The sequence below is a fragment of the Methylovorus glucosotrophus genome (assembly GCF_009858335.1).
In the GTDB taxonomy this organism is placed as follows: domain Bacteria; phylum Pseudomonadota; class Gammaproteobacteria; order Burkholderiales; family Methylophilaceae; genus Methylovorus; species Methylovorus glucosotrophus.
This window is the reverse complement of record NZ_VMSE01000001.1, coordinates 1,707,576-1,726,489: the sequence shown is the minus strand read 5'-3', so window position 1 is coordinate 1,726,489 and position 18,914 is coordinate 1,707,576. Positions and strand designations below refer to the sequence as shown.

Below are 18,914 nucleotides of genomic sequence, written 5' to 3'. Positions count from 1 at the left end.
CGTGCAGATCAAGCGCTGAACTGAGGCATCACTGATTACACTCAGGCGTAATCCCATAAAAAAAGCCCCATGCTTGCATGGGGCTTTTTTATTGCCTAATGGCAGGCCAAGGCTCTTGGCGCCTGGGGTTAGCCTTTGATTTTGAGCAGGATTCTCCTGAAGACCTGGGTCAGGGCGTTGCCATCAAGCTTGTAGTGTTTGTAGAGAGGCTGTTTTACTTCCCACTGAATTTTCAGGCCGGCAGGGAAGGTGACGAGATCGCCTTTGCCGAATTTGACGGTGTCACCATTTTCCAGCGTGGCGATGCATTCGCCTTCCAGCAGGTAGGCAACCTCTTGCTCGGGGAATACCCATGGAAATACGGAGACTTCTTTTTTCCAGGTAGGCCATTTGGTGACGCCCAGCGTGGCCAGATGGTCTTTGGATGGATTGTGTTCAACGATGATCTTGCTCATGTGCTTGTGATGTCCTGTCTGGTTTTCGTGGTTCATGGTGCAACGCATGCGTATGGTAGTGCAATTGCGCTTGCTCGTGTGCTTATGCATGCCATGTTGTGCAGATTTTCATGCGAAAGCAATGACGTGCTGTATTCGCAGTAGAGGAGTAGCATGTACTTGTCTGCATGAGGATTATTAAAGAAAAAAGCACATGCGACGATACCTTAATTAACAGTAAAAAAATAATAAGATCAGTGCGGAGAGGGTATGTCAGGGAATGGATATCGGCCGTCGCCAGAAGCATTGTTATATTCGGGTAAGCATTCAGATTTAACGCTGGAAATCGTGGAGATGCTCTACGCCAGTAGCACGCGGTCGTTTGTGTTTGCGGCGATTGTGGCAAGTTTGCTGGTGTACGTGCAGTTGGATGTAGTTCCACTGGCGGTATGCCTGGCCTGGATGACATTTTTTCTGATTGTCTATGGCTTGCGCAAGGCGCTGGTCTGGGTATACAAGCGCACGCCTGTGCATGCTTATCCTCCAGGGTTCTGGCTTAACTGGTTCCGCGCCTTGTCGGGGTTGTGCGGTATTGCCTGGGGCCTGTCTGGCATTTTCCTTTTTTATCCTCACGATACAGCGCATCAGGCTTTTCTGACGCTGGCACTGGCAGGGGTGTGTGGCGGCGCCGTCATGGCGTATGCCACCGATAAGCCTACCGCCTATGCTTTTGCGGGTGGTTTGATACTGCTGGGCTTGCCTCGGTTTTTCTGGGGCGGCAATCACTTCTCCATGCTGATGGCCGTCAATCTGCTGCTGTTTATCTTATATGTCACCATTGCCAGCTTTAAATTAGCCAATCGGCTACGTGAAAACATCGTGTTGCGCATCATGGCGCACGAGAGCCAGGAGGCCATCAATGCGATGGCTCAGCGCCAGAAGCTGCATATCGACCATACCCCGCTTGCCGTGATTGAGTGGGATCTGAATTTCAGGGTCACCTCCTGGAATGCCGCTGCCGAGCATATCTTCGGCTATCCGCCGTCGGAGGCGTTGGGGCGGCACATGAGCTTTATTGTGCCCCCCGACGGACAGATGATGGCGCAGGACATCATGAGCAAGCTGGCGCATGAGGCCGGCGGTCAGCATTGGCAGCATGACAATGTGCGGCGTGATGGCCGGGTGATTCATTGCGAATGGTTCAATACCGCGATCAAGAATGACCAGAACCGCATTATCGGGTTTGCCTCGCTGATTCAGGATGAAACGGCTTACAAGAAGGCGCAGGATGAGATTGAGCGCCTGGCGTATTTTGATGCCTTGACCAATCTGCCCAATCGCCGGCTATTGATGGAGCGGCTCTCGCAGGCGCTTAACAATAGTCGAAGCTCCCATCGCATTGGCGGCCTGATGTTTATTGATTTGGATAACTTCAAGACCCTGAACGACAGCCGCGGCCATGCGTTTGGTGATTTGCTGCTGAAAGAGGTAGCGGCGCGTTTGCTGCGTGCCGTGAGAAATCACGACACGGTGGCGCGCATTGGCGGGGATGAGTTTGTCTTGTTGCTGGAAGACATTGGCCGCGATGAAGGCGCCGCCATCCAGACCGCCAGCCAGATTGCCGAAAAGATTCTTGCCGATATCAGCCTGCCGTTTGACTTGGGGAATTACAAGCATCAATGCTCTGCCAGCATTGGCATTTGCATGTTTTATCGTCAGGGCATGCACGTGGAAGAGGTGCTCAAGCGCGCCGATGCCGCCATGTATGAGACCAAAAGGGCGGGCCGCAACAACTATCGCTTTTTTGATGAGAGCATGCTGCCGGTGATTGATTCACGGGCCAGCCTCAAAAATGACCTGCGTTTTGCCCTGTCGCTGGGCCAGTTTGAGCTTTATTACCAGCCTCAAGTGGATGGCGAATTGCGGACAACGGGCGCGGAGGTGTTACTGCGCTGGCACCACCCCGAACGTGGCATGGTGCCGCCCGGGGAGTTTATTCCGCTGGCAGAGGAGTCCGGCATGATTATTCCTATTGGCAACTGGGTGCTGCAGCAAGCCTGCATGCAGTTGGGCAAGTGGAGCCACCATGCCAAGACCAGCCAGCTGCGACTGTCCGTCAATGTCAGCGCGATGCAGTTCGGGCAGGCAGATTTTGTCGAGCAAGTGCGCCATGCCTTGCTGGAAAGCGGCTGCAATGAAAAATTGCTGGTGCTGGAGCTGACGGAAAGTCTGGTGATTCAGAATATTGATGACATTGTCAGCAAGATGCAGGCACTCAAAAGTATCGGCGTTTCGCTTTCCATGGATGACTTTGGGCTAGGCTACTCTTCGCTTTCACTATTGCTGCGCTTGCCGCTGGACTCGCTGAAGATAGACCAGAGCTTTGTGCGCGAGATCCAGGACAATGCGCCCAAAAACGACAGCGCCGTGATTGTGCAAACCATCGTCGCCATGGGTAAAAACCTGGGGCTGGATGTGATTGCAGAGGGCATAGAGGAGCCGTATCAGCAGGCGTTTCTTGAGCAGGTGGGCTGCCATGCCTATCAGGGGTATCTGTATGGCAGACCCAGTGAGTTATCGGTATTTGAGCACACACTTTAAACACCAGACACCTTACTAAAATAAAAAAGCGGGGGGATTATGCGGAATAATCAGGTTACGATGGGTCTGCTGTTCAGGACACTTTCGGTGGTGGCGATTCCCATTCTCCTGCCCTCGGCGGCACATGGCGCAGGCTTTTCGCTGATTGAGCAAAGCGTGAGCGCCATGGGCAATGCCTATGCCGGCGCCGCCGCCGGTGCGGAGGATGCCACCACGGTGTATTTCAATCCGGCCGGGATGGTCTATCTGCCGCAATCGCAACTGGTGGTGGGGGCGCATGCCATTCGCCCATCGGGCCATTTCAACAACGAGGGCTCGGTGAGTGCCTTGGGCCGGCCCGGGACTGGGGAAGGCGGTGACCTCGGCAGCTGGGCGGTAGTACCCAATTTTTATTACTCGCATGTGGTCACGCCGGACATACGGATTGGTATTGCCGTGAACGCACCTTTTGGCCTCAAAACGGAATATGACAAGGACTGGATAGGCCGCTTTCAGGCCGTGAAGTCGGAACTCAAAACATACAACATCAACCCCGCCGTGGCATTTCGGGTCAATGATCGCTTGTCACTGGGCTTGGGTGTATCGGTGATGTATGCCGATGCCGAGCTGACGCGCGCGGTCAACCTGGTCACGAGTGAGAGCACGGCCAATATTTCAGGCGATGACTGGGGCTATGGGTTTAACCTCGGCGCCATCTATCAGCCAGCCAGCGATACGCGCATTGGCCTTACTTACCGTTCGCGCGTAGTGCAGCATCTGGAGGGCACGGTGAAGTTCGGACAGGCGCTGGCGGCCAATAACGGCAAGATCAGCGCCAATCTGGATTTGCCTGAATCCCTGTCCTTGAGCGCTGTTCATCATGTGAATGAACAATGGGAGCTGCTGGGTGATATCAGCTGGACGCGCTGGAGCCAGTTCAATGAATTGCGGATTCTCAATAGCAACGGCACTGTGCTTAGCCTGACCCCGGAAAACTGGCGCAACACCATGCGCTATTCGATCGGTGTCAGCTATCGGTATAACCCGCAATGGAAGCTGCGTGCCGGTCTGGCTTACGATGAAGAAGCCATGAACGAGCGTGATCGCACCACGCGCATTCCGGGCAATGACCGGCTTTGGCTCACCCTGGGCGCAGGCTGGGCCTTTTCAGAAAAGGACCGTCTTGATGTGGGCTATGCCCATTTGTTTTTAAGGGATGCGCGTATAGATGACAACCAGAGTAGTGCATCTGCCGGCTTTAATGGCCGTATTACCGGAAGTTATGACAGCGACGTCAATATTGTTTCCGTACAGTGGAGCAGGCGGTTTTAATAAAAAATGAGATGAACGAGCGGAGAGAAGCCGGGGTTTTAAAACTTTTACAAACTGTTACATTTTTAGAATTAGCTATCAAACCCTATGTGGATAGTAAGCATTACTTATTAAGTAATTGATAATCCATAAAAAAATAAATGCTCTCAAACGGCGTTTTATTGGCAGTCAAGGCTTGTAGGACTAATCCTACAAGGTCGACAGACAAACTCGTCTGAGAGCATGAGCGGGAAATATATACCATTGGTTCTGCAATATTTTCATTCCCTAATAGAAGTATTGCACAACCCTTCGTTATATACCCGTCGTTTCCCCAACGGCGGGTATTTTTTTGTCTATCGATTCTACTGGCTTTTGACGCGTATGCGCTAGCGGACAGAGCGATAAACCTGCCTCTTTTCACGTTTGCTCAATACCAGCTGCCATAGCTGGCCTTGCCGCGAGCGGAAGTAGCCCGCGCAACACATCAGGTAATAGCGCCACATGCGATAAAAGCGCTCGCCATATTGCTCTGAAAGCGTAGGCCAGGCCTCGTTGAAGTTCTGCCACCAACTCATGAGCGTGCGGTCGTAATCCTGTCCGAAGTTGTGCCAGTCTTCGAGGATGAATTTGTCTTCAATGGCGTGCGAGATTTCGTTAGCCGACGGAATCTTGCCATTGGGAAAGATGTAATTGTCTATCCATGCATCGGTGTTGGGCGCCGTCACATAATTGCCTATGGTATGCAGCAGGAATAACCCATCCTGCTTGAGCAGGTCGTGCGCTTGCTGAAAGTAGACTGAATAGTTCTTGGGCCCCACATGCTCAAACATGCCAACGGACACAATTTTGTCGTACTGCCCGCGCAGATCACGATAATCCATGAGCCTGATCTCAACGGGTAAGTGCGCGCAACGTTGCTGGGCCAATGCTTGTTGTTCTTTGGAAACAGTAATGCCGGTGACATTCACGCCATAATGCTCCGCCGCATAGCGCGCGAGGCCGCCCCAGCCGCAGCCGATTTCCAGCAGATGCTCACCTGGCTTTAGCGCCAGCTTGCGGCAGATCATGTCGAGCTTGTGCTGCTGGGCTTGTTCCAGATTGTCGGCGTGCTCCCAATAGGCACAGGAGTAGCTCATGGTGGAGTCGAGCATGGCCTCGAATACATCGTTGCCGATGTCATAATGTTTGTGGGCCACGGTAAATGCGCGCTCTTGCGACTGCAAATTGAAGATGCGATGGCGCACGGCTTCCGTCAATAAGCGAACACGAGCCCAGCCTTTCAACTTGCGATCCAGATCCGCGCTCAGCAGGCGATGAAAGGTTTCATCCAGCTGTTCTGCTTCCCACAAGCCTTCCATATAGGCCACGCCAAATCCCAGCGAGCCTTTGTACAGAATCATCCGGTAGACTTTTTCATCGTAGATCTGGATATCCCATGGCTGGTTGCCATTGATGGAAAGCCCGACATCGGCCAGAAGGTCGCTGATCACCCGCGGCGGCTCAGGTTGCGGCCGCGATGGTTGATGAAAAAACGGCGTGGTTTCTGTTAGCTTGTGCACAACCATTCACTCCCATGACTAAGGCGGCGCAGGGCGCCACGGTTAAGCATCAACAAGAACTGGATGAACGCGTTTGCCTGAAGCCTGCAACGGCCAAGGCGATATAGAACGAAGCTTTACATGAATATATGGGGTTAATCCTAGCAATACCAATGCCAGCTAAATCCTTGAGGCAGGGAGCCCGAGGGATATGCGTTCTGTTTTTTTAAAGGGTATTACCAGCGAATGGGGATTTCAAGAGCCCGGATGGCATGCCAGGCGTTTAAATCCGCTGTCTGACATGCATATCAGACAAATGCCGACAGATAAGAAATCAGAAGGCCACTATTATGAACTCACAACATTTCCTGACTCTTAATGTTGTGACTCTCTCTGATGAGTGAGCCTGTTATACCCGCTGTTATCCCCGATGGCGGGTATTTTTTTGCCCATTTTCTGCGGCAGACTTCAGGGACGAAGGTAGGCTTCAAAGGCTGGCGCGGGCAAGGGCGGCGAGAAGAGGTAGCCCTGACCAAAATCGCAGCCGATCTGTTGCAATAGTTCGCGCTGCTCTTCTGTTTCGATACCCTCGGCAATCACCTTGATATCCAGCTTGTGCGCCATCATGACAATGGCCTCGCACAAGGCCATATCACTGGAGTTGCGGCTGAGGTTGCGTACAAAAATGCGGTCTATCTTCAGGTAGTCGATGTCGAATTTCTTGAGGTATGAGAGGGATGAATAGCCTGTCCCGAAGTCATCCAGCGCCACCTGCACGCCCGCATCGCGGAACCCCAGCAGCTGGGCGGAAATACTTTCGTCGGTATGCATCAGCAGACCTTCGGTAATTTCCACCACGATGCTCTGACGGGGCAGATCATTCATCAGCAAAAACGAAATCCATGCCTCATGCCCGTGCGTCTCGTTATGAAATTGCACGGGAGATTTGTTGATGCTGATCTGGAAACTGGCGTGATGCAGCGACTGCAGGCGTTTGACCTGACGGGCTGCTTCGTAAAATACCCAGTTGCCAATATCTACGATAAGCCCGGTCTCTTCTGCCAATGGAATGAAATTGTCAGGAGGAATCATGCCGCGGGTTGGGTGCTGCCAGCGCAAGAGCGCTTCGGCCTTGTGTACCTGACCAGTGGCGAGCTCCACAATCGGCTGGTAATACAACTCGAATTGCTGCCCCGGCAGCGCGAGATGCAAGTCGTTGCTGAGCCGCATGCGGTTCTGGGCATGGGCCTGCATGGACGCGGTGAAATAGGAATAGCGATTGCGGCCATTGTTTTTGGCGACGTACATGGCCTGGTCCGCATTCTTGAACAGCACTTCCCCCGCGTTGCCATCCTCCGGATAAATGGTAATCCCGATGCTGACAGAGACATGGGTGAGGTCATTGTCGAGCTGAAAAGGGGTGTCGAATTTTTTCAGGATGGACTGGGCAATATCCTGCACCACATCCTTATCTTGCAGGCCAGACAAAATCACCACAAATTCATCCCCACCCAGGCGCGCCACCGTATCGCACTCGCGCACGGAATGCAGTAGGCGATGTGCAGATTCCTGCAGCAGTTGGTCACCCATCAGGTGACCGTAGGTATCGTTGACTTCCTTGAAGCGGTCCAGATCCAGGAACAATACCGCCAGCATCTGATGGTTGCGGTCCGCTTTCAGGATTTCCTGATTCAGTCTGTCATGCAGCATACGGCGGTTAGGCAGGCCGGTGAGCTGGTCAAAATTGGCCTGCCGCCAGATGACTTCCTGATTCTGCTTGTTCTTGGTGATGTCCGAGAATAAAGCCACCCGGCGGATGACTTCTCCGTGTTCATTGTAAATGGTATCGATGGTCAGCCACTCAGCGTAACTTTCCCCATTCTTGCGGCGGTTCCACACCTCGCCTTGCCATTTGCCATTGCTATCCAGCAAATGCCACATTTCTTCGTAGAATTTGCGGTCCTGCTTGCCAGAGGCGAGGATTTTAGGCGTTTTGCCCACCACTTCCTGCGCGGTGTAACCGGTCATTTCCGTGAATGCGGGGTTCACCGACAAAATCTGGCTCTCCGCATCCACCACCATGATGGCCTCGCTACTATTTTCAAACACCAGCGTGGCAAGCCGCATTTTATCTTCGGCCACCTTGCGATCGCTGATATCCTGAAACGAGCCTTGCAGCTTCAGCACGCGGCCATCAATGATGTGCGGCGTACAGACGGTGCGCACCCATTTTCGGATGCCACGGGCGGTGACCAGTTCCAGCTCCAGGTCGTAAGGCTTGCCATGTTCAATAGCTTGCTGAATGGCGGCTTCAATTTTCACGCGGCATTCTGCTTCATAAAATCCAAGGCCGAATTCGGCAGAAATGTTGTCCTTGAACTCCACTCCATGAATATGCGCGACTTCCCGCGTCCAGCTTCCAATACCGGTTTCCACATCAAATTCCCAGCCACCGATATGAGCAATGGCCGACATATGGGCGAGAAGCTGCTCACTCTCACGCAGTTTTTCGACAACACGCAGGCGCTCGGTAATATCCCGGACAATGGCCTGAATATAATCGCTACCGCCAATTTTCAGCAGACAGGCGCTGACCTCTACCGAAAAAGTGCTGCCATCCGCATGCTTGTGCTCGGATTCAAAAATAATGCCGTTATGCTGCGCCTCTGCCAGAAAGGAGCTGCGCCAATCGCTGGCGGCATCCGGCAACAGCTGGCGGGCGTGGATGTGCTGCATCTGATCGCGCGTGTAGCCATACATGCGCAAGGCACGGTCATTGGCATCCACCAGTTTGCCCTGATGGTCGAACAGCAGAATGCTGTCATTAGCATGCACCGTCAGACTGTTATAACGCGATGCCAGCAATTGCTGGCGGTGAATCAGATGATAGAGCAGGGCGGCTGTGAGCAGAATGAACAGCAAGCCCTTGAGGGTTTGAAAATGGGTAATGCTGGCGGCTTCGGGGAGGAGTAATGCCAGTATCTGATCCGACGCCATGATCCACAGTACCGCAAATACGCAATAGATCAGCGGGATGCGAATGGCTGCATAGCGTAGTTTTCGGCTAAAGAGTTTCATCGGTTTCCATAGGCTTGGCTGCTTTGCATAACGCTCAAAGTGGCTGGGCCGTGTTTATTAAGACCGTGTGCGATGGGTTGGTCGGAATAGTCAGTTTGCTGATAATCAGCTTGCTATTGTGCCGTATTTTATTGAAAAGCTCGTGTGTGGCTAGGGTAACGTTTACCTCTGGTTTTGGCTAACTGCAGCTTTCAATCGGGGCGAGCTGGTGCCATTCTTCGTCAGTAAACAGTCGGGAACGTATGATGAAATGTTTGCCGGTTGCCTGCTCCAGCGAAAACATGCCGCCATGACCGGCAATCACATCCAGTGTCATGTGCGTATGCTCCCAGTATTGAAACTGGAATTTCGCCATATAAAAAGGCACACCATGCACATCGCCCAGTTTGACATCCGAGCTGCCTATCATGAATTCACCTTCCTGGAGACACATGGGGGCGCTGCCTTCGCAACAGCCACCGGACTGGTGAAACATGAGATTGCCATGCCTGGCTTTCAGCTCATCAATAAGCGCTTCTGCTGCGGGGGTTGCCACAATACGTGCTGCTGTCATAGGTAACTCCTGTTCAAGCGCTACTGAATGTAGCACACAATAAAAATGAAAAAGCGAGAGGACGGGTAATAGCTCCGTCGCTCTCGCTGGTATGACACCTTAAAACAGCCAGGGTTTAGAAAAAGCCCAGTGCGTTAGGGTTATAGCTGACCAGGAGGTTCTTGGTCTGCTGGTAGTGATCCAGCATCATCTTGTGGTTTTCACGACCGATACCCGATTGCTTGTAACCACCGAAGGCGGCATGCGCAGGGTAGAGGTGGTAGCAGTTGGTCCACACGCGGCCAGCTTGAATGCCACGGCCCATGCGGAAGGCACGGCTGCCATCACGCGTCCACACACCGGCACCCAGGCCGTACATGGTGTCATTGGCAATCGCCAGAGCCTCGGCTTCATCCTTGAAGGTGGTTACCGACAGCACAGGGCCGAAGATTTCTTCCTGGAAAATGCGCATCTTGTTATGGCCCTTGAACACGGTAGGTTCGATGTAATAGCCTTCGCCCAGTTCGCCAGCCAGCTTGGTGACGTTGCCGCCGGTCAGTACTTCTGCGCCTTCTTCACGGCCCAGCTTGATGTAGGACATGATGATCTCTACCTGCTCGCTCGATGCTTGCGCGCCGATCATGGTAGAGGCATCCAGCGGGTTACCCTGCTTGATGGCCTTGACGCGCTTCAGTGCGCGTTCCATGAATTTTTCGTAGATCGATTCCTGAATCAATGCACGCGAAGGGCAGGTACAGACTTCGCCCTGATTCAGTGCAAACAGGGCAAAGCCTTCCAGACACTTGTCGAAGTAAGCGTCGTCGGCATCCATGATGTCTTCAAAGAAGACGTTCGGGGATTTGCCACCCAGTTCCAGCGTCACTGGAATCAGGTTTTGCGATGCATATTGCATGATCAGGCGACCCACGGAGGTGGAGCCGGTAAAGGCGATTTTGGCGATGCGTGGGCTGGTGGCCAGCGCCTTGCCTGCTTCTACGCCAAAGCCGTTGACCACATTCAGCACGCCGGGTGGCAACAGGTGACCGATGATTTCCATAACCACAAGAATGGAAGCTGGCGTTTGTTCGGCCGGCTTCATGACAATACAGTTGCCAGCAGCCAGGGCTGGTGCCAGTTTCCATGCCGCCATCAGAATCGGGAAGTTCCAGGGAATGATCTGGCCGACAACGCCCAGTGGTTCATGGAAGTGATAGGCAATGGTGTCGTGATCGATTTCGCTGATGCCTCCTTCCTGAGCGCGCACCGCGCCAGCAAAGTAACGGAAGTGATCAATGGCGAGCGGGATATCTGCCGCCATGGTTTCGCGGATAGGCTTGCCGTTGTCTATGGTTTCGGCAATCGCGATTTTTTCAAGGTTGGCTTCCATCGCGTCGGCGATTTTAAGCAGAATATTGGAGCGGGCTGTGGTCGAGGTCTTGCCCCAGGCTTCCTTGGCAGCATGTGCCGCATCCAGTGCCAGGTTGACATCCTTATCGTTAGAGCGGGCGACCTTGCAGAACACTTTGCCAGTCACCGGGCTGATGTTATCGAAATATTCGCCGTCTACAGGAGCTACCCATTTACCGCCAATGTAATTGTCATATTTGGCCTGATATGGAATCTCAACACCCAGGCCCTTCAAGCTTTCCAGACTCATAGCAACTCCTCCAAGAGTTATTGAAAAATACTAAAAAACAACGACATAAAACATTTTTTTATAACGACTTATAAATTACTGTACAGCCCATGCCGATTGGATCAGCATGTCCTTCTTAACCTGATTTTTTGTGGGGTTAATAGGTTAGTGTAGGCACAATCCATGGCTTCTGGCTAGCGCTATCCCACATAAATCATTTTTCAGCGAAGCCGAACTGATGCAACTCCGACTCTGATGGCGCAACTTAATTCACAGGCATGCTTCATAAGCTCGGCAATTCGCATGTCAGCACATGCAAAATTAATGAACTTGTGATTTGACACGCTTTCTAAAATTGTATCAAAATGTAAACAGGCAGTCTCAACGAACTCGAATAATAAAAACCAAGTTGTTTTGTAGTAGAGGAGATGTTGTGTTACCTGAGCAAGCAGCGCGTATAGACGCGCACATTACTGCACACAAGGCACTGCCTGGCGGGTTGTTGCCTTTGCTGCATGCCATACAGGACGACGTGGGATATGTGCCGGAGGAGAGCTATGGCAGCATATCCAAAGCCCTTAATCTTTCTGTGGCCGAAATTCACGGCGTCGTCACTTTTTACCACCACTTCCGAACGCATCCTCCCGGACGCCATGTCATCCAGATATGCCGCGCCGAATCCTGCCAGTCCATGGGCTCCACCGAACTCGAAGCGCATGCGAAAGCATCGCTGGGCATTGATTACCATCAGACCACCTCTGACGGCAGTATCACGCTAGAGCCGGTGTACTGTCTGGGCAATTGCGCCTGCTCACCGGCGATTACCGTGGATGAAGAAGTCTATGGCCGCGTCAGCCCCAAGCGGCTGGATGCGATTATTGCCGAAGCGAAGGGAGTGGTGTGATGACCCGTATCTATGTTCCCCGCGATTCCAGTGCCTTGTCACTGGGAGCGGAAAAAGTCGCCAAGGCGATTGCCGAGCACGCAGCACGCCAGAATCTGGCGGTTGAAATCATACGTAATGGTTCGCGCGGCATGTTCTGGCTTGAGCCGCTGGTAGAGGTGGAAACGCCTGCCGGCAGGATTGCCTATGGTCCAGTCGATGTCGCCGATGTGCCATCGCTGTTTGCTGCGGACTTTGTCAATGGCGGTGCCCATGCCCTGAAGCTGGGCGTGACCGATGAGCTGCCCTGGCTCAAGCAGCAAGAGAGACTGACCTTTGCCCGCGTCGGCATTACCGATCCCGTATCCCTCACCGATTATCTTGCGCACGATGGCTATCGCGGTTTGCAAAACGCCCTGGCACTGCAGCCTGCCGAGATTGTGCAACAGGTGACCGACTCAGGCCTGCGCGGCCGCGGTGGCGCGGCTTTCCCGACGGGTATCAAGTGGAAAACCGTGCACGACTGCAAGGCCGACCAGAAATACATCGTTTGCAATGCCGATGAAGGCGATTCCGGCACCTATTCAGATCGCATGATCATGGAAGGTGACCCGTTTGTCCTGATTGAAGGCATGACGATTGCGGCGCTGGCAGTAGGGGCTACGCAGGGCTATATCTACCTGCGTTCCGAGTATCCGCATGCGCTGGCCGTGCTCAATGAAGCCATTCAGCATGCCCGTGAAAAGCATTACCTGGGGCCGAATATTCTCGGCAGCGGCCATGCCTTTGAGCTTGAGGTGCGTCGCGCCGCCGGGGCGTATGTCTGTGGTGAAGAAACCTCGCTGCTGGAGAGCCTGGAAGGCAAGCGTGGCCTGGTGCGTTTCAAACCGCCATTGCCTGCGATCGAAGGCTTGTTCGGCAAGCCGACTGTGGTCAATAACGTGATTTCCTTTGCCAGTGTGCCGATTATTCTGGATAAAGGCGGCGCTTTTTACCGTGACTACGGTATGGGCCGTTCCCGCGGCACGCTGCCTATTCAGCTGGCAGGCAATATCAAACATGGTGGCCTGGTGGAAAAAGCCTTTGGCGTCACCTTGCGTCAGTTGCTGTATGACTTTGGCGGTGGTTCAGCCACCGGGCGTCCTATCCGGGCGGTGCAGGTTGGCGGCCCGCTGGGTGCTTATCTGCCGGAGTCGCAGTTTGACACGCCACTGGATTACGAAGAGTTTTCCAAATTGTGGGCGGTGCTTGGTCATGGTGGCATTGTGGCGTTTGATGACACGGTGGACATGGCCAAAATGGCCCGCTATGCCTTTGAATTCTGTGCCATTGAGTCCTGCGGCAAATGTACGCCATGCCGCATCGGTTCAACCCGTGGCGTGGAAGTGATGGACAAGATCATGCAAGGCCGCGACCACGCGCAGAACATTGCCCTGGTGCGCGATCTCAGCGACACGATGCTGAATGGTTCCCTCTGCGCACTGGGCGGCATGACGCCATACCCGGTGTTGAGCGCGATCAACCATTTTCCAGAAGATTTCGGCCTTAATAAAAAAGCACAAGCGGCCTGAGCAGTATTTAGGAGATAGCCATGGAACACCAAAAAGATTACGGTACCCCAGCCAGCCATTCCGATCAGCAAGTGACCCTCAATATTGATGGCACCGACGTCACGGTACCTGCTGGCACCTCCATCATGCATGCGGCCATGGTCGCAGGCGTGAGCGTCCCCAAACTCTGCGCGACCGACAGTCTGGACCCATTTGGCTCCTGCCGGTTGTGCCTGGTGGAAATCGAAGGCCGCCGCGGCTATCCTGCTTCGTGCACCACGCCAGTGGATAACGGGCTGAAAGTCCGCACGCAAAGCCCCAAGCTGGCCGATATTCGCCGCGGTGTGATGGAGCTTTACATCTCCGACCACCCGCTGGATTGCCTGACCTGTGCCGCCAATGGCGATTGTGAACTGCAGGACATGGCGGGCGCCGTGGGCCTGCGCGAAGTGCGCTATGGCTACGAAGGTGAAAACCACCTGCGTGCCGAAAAAGACACCTCCAATCCGTATTTCACGTTTGATCCTTCCAAGTGCATCGTCTGCTCACGTTGTGTGCGCGCTTGCGAAGAAACCCAGGGCACCTTTGCGTTGACCATTCAAGGCCGTGGCTTTGAATCCAAAGTCGCTTCCGGCGTGAACAATTTTCTGGAATCCGAATGTGTGTCCTGTGGTGCCTGCGTGCAGGCCTGCCCGACCGCTACCCTGATGGAAAAGTCGGTGATACAGCATGGTCAGCCCGAGCATAGCGTGACGACCACCTGTGCCTACTGCGGCGTTGGCTGCTCGTTTAATGCCGAAATGAAAGGCGAAGAGCTGATTCGCATGGTGCCGAACAAGGATGGTGGCGCCAATCATGGACACTCCTGTGTGAAAGGGCGCTTCGCCTGGGGCTACGCCACACACAAGGATCGCATTACAAAACCCATGATCCGCAAGAGCATTACCGATCCGTGGACGGAAGTGTCCTGGGACGAGGCAATTTCCTATGCCGCCAGTGAGATTCAGCGCATTCAGGTCAAGTATGGCAAAGAGTCGGTCGGTGCGATTACCTCTTCGCGTTGCACCAATGAAGAAGTCTATGTCGTGCAAAAGCTGGTGCGTGCCGTGTTCGGTAGCAATAACGTCGATACCTGCGCCCGCGTGTGCCATTCACCCACCGGTTATGGCCTCAAGCAAACCCTGGGTGAGTCTGCGGGCACCCAGACCTTTGACTCGGTGATGAAGTCAGACGTCATCATGGTAATTGGTGCCAATCCTACGGATGGTCACCCGGTATTCGGTTCGCAAATGAAGCGCCGCCTGCGTGAGGGTGCCAAGCTGATTGTGGCCGATCCAAGGGCGATCGACCTGGTGTCGTCACCCCATGTGAAGGCGGATTACCACCTCAAGCTGCGCCCAGGTACCAATGTGGCGCTGATTTCCGCCATGGCGCATGTGGTCGTGACGGAAGGCCTGGTTGACGAAGAATTCGTAAAGGCCCGCTGCGAGTGGGATTCCTTTGTAATGTGGCGCGACTTTGTCGCCAAGCCAGAAAATTCGCCAGAAGCGCTGGAAAGCGAACTGGGCATCCAGGCTGCTGATTTACGCGCGGCGGCACGCTTGTTTGCCACTGGCGGCAATGCGGCCATCTATTATGGTTTGGGCGTGACCGAGCATAGTCAGGGCTCCACCATGGTGATGGGCATTGCCAACCTGGCCATGGCTACCGGGAATATCGGGCGTGAAGGCGTGGGCGTTAACCCCTTGCGCGGCCAGAACAATGTGCAGGGTTCCTGCGACATGGGCTCTATGCCGCATGAGTTCACAGGCTATCGCCATGTGTCGGACGATGCTACCCGTGCCTTGTTCGAATCCGCCTGGGGTCGTCCGTTGTCGGCTGACCCTGGCTTGCGCATTCCCAATATGCTGGACCAGGCGATTGAAGGCAGCTTCAAGGCGCTGTATTGCAATGGCGAGGATATCGCCCAGTCTGACCCGGATACCCAACACGTCACCCACGCGCTGGAATCCATGGAGTGCGTGATCGTGCAGGATCTGTTCCTGAACGAAACCGCGATGTACGCCCATGTGTTCCTGCCAGGTGCTTCTTTCCTGGAGAAGACCGGTACCTTTACCAATGCCGAGCGTCGTATTTCGCCAGTCCGTCGCGTTATGACGCCTAAGAATGGCTATGAGGATTGGGAAATCACCGCCAAGCTGTCCACGGCGCTGGGCTACCCCATGCATTACAAGCATGCCTCGGACATTCTGGATGAAATTGCTGCGCTCACGCCCACGTTCGCAGGCGTCAGCTTCAAGAAACTGGACGAGCTGGGCAGCGTGCAATGGCCTTGCACGGATGAATTCCCGAATGGCACGCCGACCATGCACATTGACGAATTCGTGCGCGGCAAGGGCAAGTTCTTTATTACCCAATACGTGCCGACTACCGAAAAGGTCAACGCCAAGTATCCATTGATCCTGACCACGGGCCGTATCCTTTCGCAATATAATGTAGGCGCGCAGACACGACGTACCGATAATGTGGCCTGGCATCCTGAGGATATGGTCGAGATTCATCCGCATGATGCTGAAGATCGCGGAATCAGCGAAGGTGACTGGGTGGGAATTGCCAGCCGTGCCGGTGAAACGGTGCTACGCGCCAAGATTACCGAGCGTGTACAGCCTGGCGTTATTTACACCACCTTCCATCATCCGGAATCCGGCGCCAACGTTATCACCACCGATAACTCCGACTGGGCGACCAATTGTCCCGAGTTCAAGGTAACGGCAGTGCAGGTCACCCGTGTTTCACAGCTTTCCGACTGGCAGCGCAGCTATCGGCAGTTCAGTGAAGAGCAGATTGCTTTTGCGCAAAACACAGCTAAAGAGGCGCGGATTGAGTAGAGATGTGTGACTGAGAAATTAGTGAATGCCGAGACCGGGTTGGATATTACCGGTCTCTATCCCGTCAGAAAGTGGCGTGCTGATGGGGAAGGAAATGGCGTAACCGCCTTGCAGGATCGTGTGGCGGAAGAAATGCCGGTCGCCATGATTTATAACGATATTTCGCATGCGGTGATGCTGGCAACGCCGGATGATCTGGCCGATTTTGCCCTCGGTTTTTCGCTGTGCGAAGGCATTTTGCGTGAGCCCAGTGATCTTTACGGGCTGGATATCGTGCCGCAGGAAAAAGGCGTTGAACTGCGCATGGAGATTGCCAGCGAGTGCTTTGCCAATCTCAAGGAGCGACGTCGCAGCATGGCCGGGCGTACCGGCTGCGGCTTGTGCGGTGCCGAGAGTCTGGAGCAGGCCTTGCGCATCCCCGAAAAAGTGGTGGCATCGGACCTGAAGTTTGATTACCGAGCGATATTGCGGGCGCAGGAAAGCATACAGAAAAGCCAACCCCTGCAAGCGCTGACGGGCGCTACCCATGCCAGTGCCTGGGTAAGTCCGGAAGGCGAGATACGCATGGTGCGCGAAGACGTGGGCCGGCACAACGCGCTTGATAAGCTGATAGGCGCGATTGCGCGCGCCGGGGATGACAGGCTCGGCTTTGTGCTGACGACCAGCCGGGCAAGTTATGAAATGGTGCAAAAAACCGTGACAGCCGGGATCCCCATGCTGGTGGCGATTTCGGCACCTACTGGCCTCGCGATTCGCGTGGCAGAAAACAGCGGGATTGCACTGGTCGGGTTTACCCGCAGTCACCAGCATGTGGTGTATGCAGGCGCAGAAAAGATTATTTACGGGGATTTTGAAGAGTCGACATGAATATTGAGCATCTGATTACCATGGCAAACCAGATTGGCACGTTTTTTTCTGCATACCCTGATCGCGAGCTGGCAAAAAATGAAATCGTCAGCCATATCAAACGCTTCTGGGCGCACAACATGCGCCAGCAACTGGTCAGCCATGTGAATGAGCAGCAAGGCCAGGGGCTGGATGCGATCGTCACCGATGCTGTCCGCCAGCATGTGGGACAACTGGTTTAGCCTGCTTTCCTGCGGTTTGAAATGCGGCGCCCGGCTGACAGCGATCTTGCTGTCAGCCAACCATGTTCTCCTGTTTCTGCCTTCGTCTGTTTCCGCCAGGTCGGCATGCTAGAATCTGGGCATGCAAAAAAGTCATGTCCTGATCCCGGCAAGTGGCTCTGGTAGCCGCATGCAAGCCTCTCTCCCCAAGCAGTATCTGCCCTTGCTCGGCCAAGCCGTGGTGCTGCGTACCGTGAATCTTTTTCTCGCCAGTCCCTGTATCAGCAGCGTGCATGTGGTGCTGAATCCAGACGATGACATCTGGGTCACGCAGCCCGATTTGCCAAGGTCTGAGCGTTTGCATGTGCATTACCAGGGCGGTGATACGCGCTCGGATTCCGTGCTGAATGGGTTGAGCGCCATGCAGAGCCTGGTGGATGAGCATGACTGGGTGCTGGTGCATGATGCTGCCCGCCCCATGCTGACACCTCATTTGTTGCAGCGCCTGATCGATGCCGTGCAGCAGGATAGCGTAGGGGGAATACTGGCGATTCCACTGGCGGATACACTGAAGCGCGCTGACCGGGCACAGAGAGTGCAGCGTACTGAGTCGCGCGATATGCTGTGGCAGGCGCAGACTCCGCAAATGTTTCCGCATGGCTTGTTGAAGCGGGCGCTGGAGCACACCCGACAGCTGCCTGACTATATTCCAACCGATGAAGCACAAGCCGTTGAGGCGCTGGGCCTGAAACCACTGCTGGTGCAAGGCGAGCTGCGCAATCTTAAAATCACCTATCCGCAGGATCTCTGGCTGGCCGAAGCCATTCTGCGGGCTGACCAGACCCAAGGAGAACAAGCATGATACGTATAGGCCATGGCTTTGATGTACATCAACTGATTGAAGGGCGCCGCTGCATTATCGGCGGCGTGGATATCCCGCACAGCAAAGGCCTGCTCGGGCATTCGGATGCCGATGTGCTGCTGCATGCCATTTGCGATGCCATGCTGGGCGCGGCGGCGCTGGGCGATATAGGCAAGCATTTCCCGGATACCGATGTGCGCTACAAGGGCATTGATTCGCGCGAACTGTTGCGCCACGTGGTCAAGCTCATACGCGCCAAGCACTACGCCATTGTGAATATCGATGCCACCGTCATGGCGCAGGCGCCGCGCCTGTCTGCCCATATCGACCAGATGTGCGCCAACATTGCCGAGGACTGTAACTTGCTGCGCGATGCGATCAACGTAAAGGCTACGACTACCGAGAAGCTGGGCTTTGTCGGCCGTGAAGAGGGGATTGCGGCAGAAGCTGTCTGTCTGCTGCAACGCTTCCAGATCTAGTATTCGCGCCATCCGCGATATTGTGATCGCACAATAAAAACGCCCGGGCATTGCTGTCCGGGCGTTTTTTATT

The 18,914-nt window shown here is 54.3% G+C and carries 14 protein-coding genes; 9 read left to right on the top strand and 5 right to left on the bottom strand.

Going from position 1 to position 18,914, the window contains the following annotated elements; genetic code table 11:
• Positions 1–128: 128 nt before the first annotated feature.
• A complete protein-coding gene (locus FNL37_RS08030) occupies positions 129–455 on the bottom strand; it encodes a cupin domain-containing protein (protein ID WP_015829922.1) in 327 nt (108 codons plus the stop codon).
• 333 nt (positions 456–788) lie between these two features.
• On the opposite strand from FNL37_RS08030, the gene FNL37_RS08025 reads away from it, so the two are divergent.
• Together FNL37_RS08025 and FNL37_RS08020 are read left to right on the top strand one after the other, a co-directional pair.
• Positions 789–3,035 (top strand): putative bifunctional diguanylate cyclase/phosphodiesterase, encoded by a 2,247-nt coding sequence (locus tag FNL37_RS08025; protein WP_159355758.1) that lies wholly within the window; start codon positions 789–791, stop codon positions 3,033–3,035.
• A gap of 39 nt (positions 3,036–3,074) precedes the next feature.
• Positions 3,075–4,346, top strand: coding sequence for an OmpP1/FadL family transporter (locus FNL37_RS08020; protein ID WP_159355757.1), 1,272 nt, complete (start codon positions 3,075–3,077; stop codon positions 4,344–4,346).
• A 368-nt stretch (positions 4,347–4,714) separates the two neighbouring features.
• On the opposite strand, the gene cfa is transcribed toward FNL37_RS08020, so the two are convergent.
• The 4 genes from cfa to adh all read right to left on the bottom strand — a co-directional run bounded on the left by cfa (position 4,715) and on the right by adh (position 11,133).
• Entirely contained in the window at positions 4,715–5,893 is a 1,179-nt protein-coding gene (gene cfa / locus FNL37_RS08015) for a cyclopropane fatty acyl phospholipid synthase (protein WP_159355756.1), read from the bottom strand.
• 441 nt (positions 5,894–6,334) lie between these two features.
• Entirely contained in the window at positions 6,335–8,944 is a 2,610-nt protein-coding gene (locus FNL37_RS08010; RefSeq protein ID WP_159355755.1) for a sensor domain-containing protein, read from the bottom strand.
• A 178-nt stretch (positions 8,945–9,122) separates the two neighbouring features.
• Entirely contained in the window at positions 9,123–9,497 is a 375-nt protein-coding gene (locus tag FNL37_RS08005) for a DUF779 domain-containing protein (RefSeq protein WP_013442030.1), read from the bottom strand.
• Between the two features lie 115 nt (positions 9,498–9,612).
• Positions 9,613–11,133, bottom strand: coding sequence for an aldehyde dehydrogenase (gene adh / locus FNL37_RS08000; RefSeq protein ID WP_159355754.1), 1,521 nt, complete (start codon positions 11,131–11,133; stop codon positions 9,613–9,615).
• A gap of 412 nt (positions 11,134–11,545) precedes the next feature.
• On the opposite strand from adh, the gene FNL37_RS07995 reads away from it, so the two are divergent.
• The 7 genes from FNL37_RS07995 to ispF all read left to right on the top strand — a co-directional run bounded on the left by FNL37_RS07995 (position 11,546) and on the right by ispF (position 18,841).
• The gene (locus FNL37_RS07995) at positions 11,546–12,016 is read left to right on the top strand and encodes a formate dehydrogenase subunit gamma (RefSeq protein ID WP_015829927.1); all 471 of its coding nucleotides are present in this window, start codon (positions 11,546–11,548) and stop codon (positions 12,014–12,016) included.
• Complete coding sequence (locus FNL37_RS07990) at positions 12,016–13,566, top strand: formate dehydrogenase beta subunit (protein ID WP_013442033.1); 1,551 nt, start codon at positions 12,016–12,018, stop codon at positions 13,564–13,566. The genes FNL37_RS07995 and FNL37_RS07990 overlap by 1 nt, the downstream gene beginning before the upstream one ends.
• A 20-nt stretch (positions 13,567–13,586) precedes the next feature.
• Positions 13,587–16,433, top strand: a complete 2,847-nt coding sequence (gene fdhF / locus FNL37_RS07985) for a formate dehydrogenase subunit alpha (RefSeq protein ID WP_159355753.1) — start codon at positions 13,587–13,589, stop codon at positions 16,431–16,433.
• Between the two features lie 6 nt (positions 16,434–16,439).
• Positions 16,440–17,300 (top strand): formate dehydrogenase accessory sulfurtransferase FdhD, encoded by an 861-nt coding sequence (gene fdhD, locus FNL37_RS07980; RefSeq protein ID WP_159355752.1) that lies wholly within the window; start codon positions 16,440–16,442, stop codon positions 17,298–17,300.
• Positions 17,297–17,521 carry a formate dehydrogenase subunit delta gene (locus FNL37_RS07975; RefSeq protein ID WP_013442036.1) on the top strand — a complete coding sequence of 75 codons (225 nt, stop codon included), beginning with the start codon at positions 17,297–17,299 and terminating at the stop codon, positions 17,519–17,521. The genes fdhD and FNL37_RS07975 overlap by 4 nt, the downstream gene beginning before the upstream one ends.
• Positions 17,522–17,642: 121 nt before the next feature.
• Entirely contained in the window at positions 17,643–18,362 is a 720-nt protein-coding gene (ispD, locus tag FNL37_RS07970; protein ID WP_159355751.1) for a 2-C-methyl-D-erythritol 4-phosphate cytidylyltransferase, read from the top strand.
• The gene (gene ispF, locus FNL37_RS07965) at positions 18,359–18,841 is read left to right on the top strand and encodes a 2-C-methyl-D-erythritol 2,4-cyclodiphosphate synthase (RefSeq protein ID WP_013442038.1); all 483 of its coding nucleotides are present in this window, start codon (positions 18,359–18,361) and stop codon (positions 18,839–18,841) included. Before ispD ends, ispF begins: the two co-directional genes overlap by 4 nt.
• Positions 18,842–18,914: the final 73 nt, after the last annotated feature.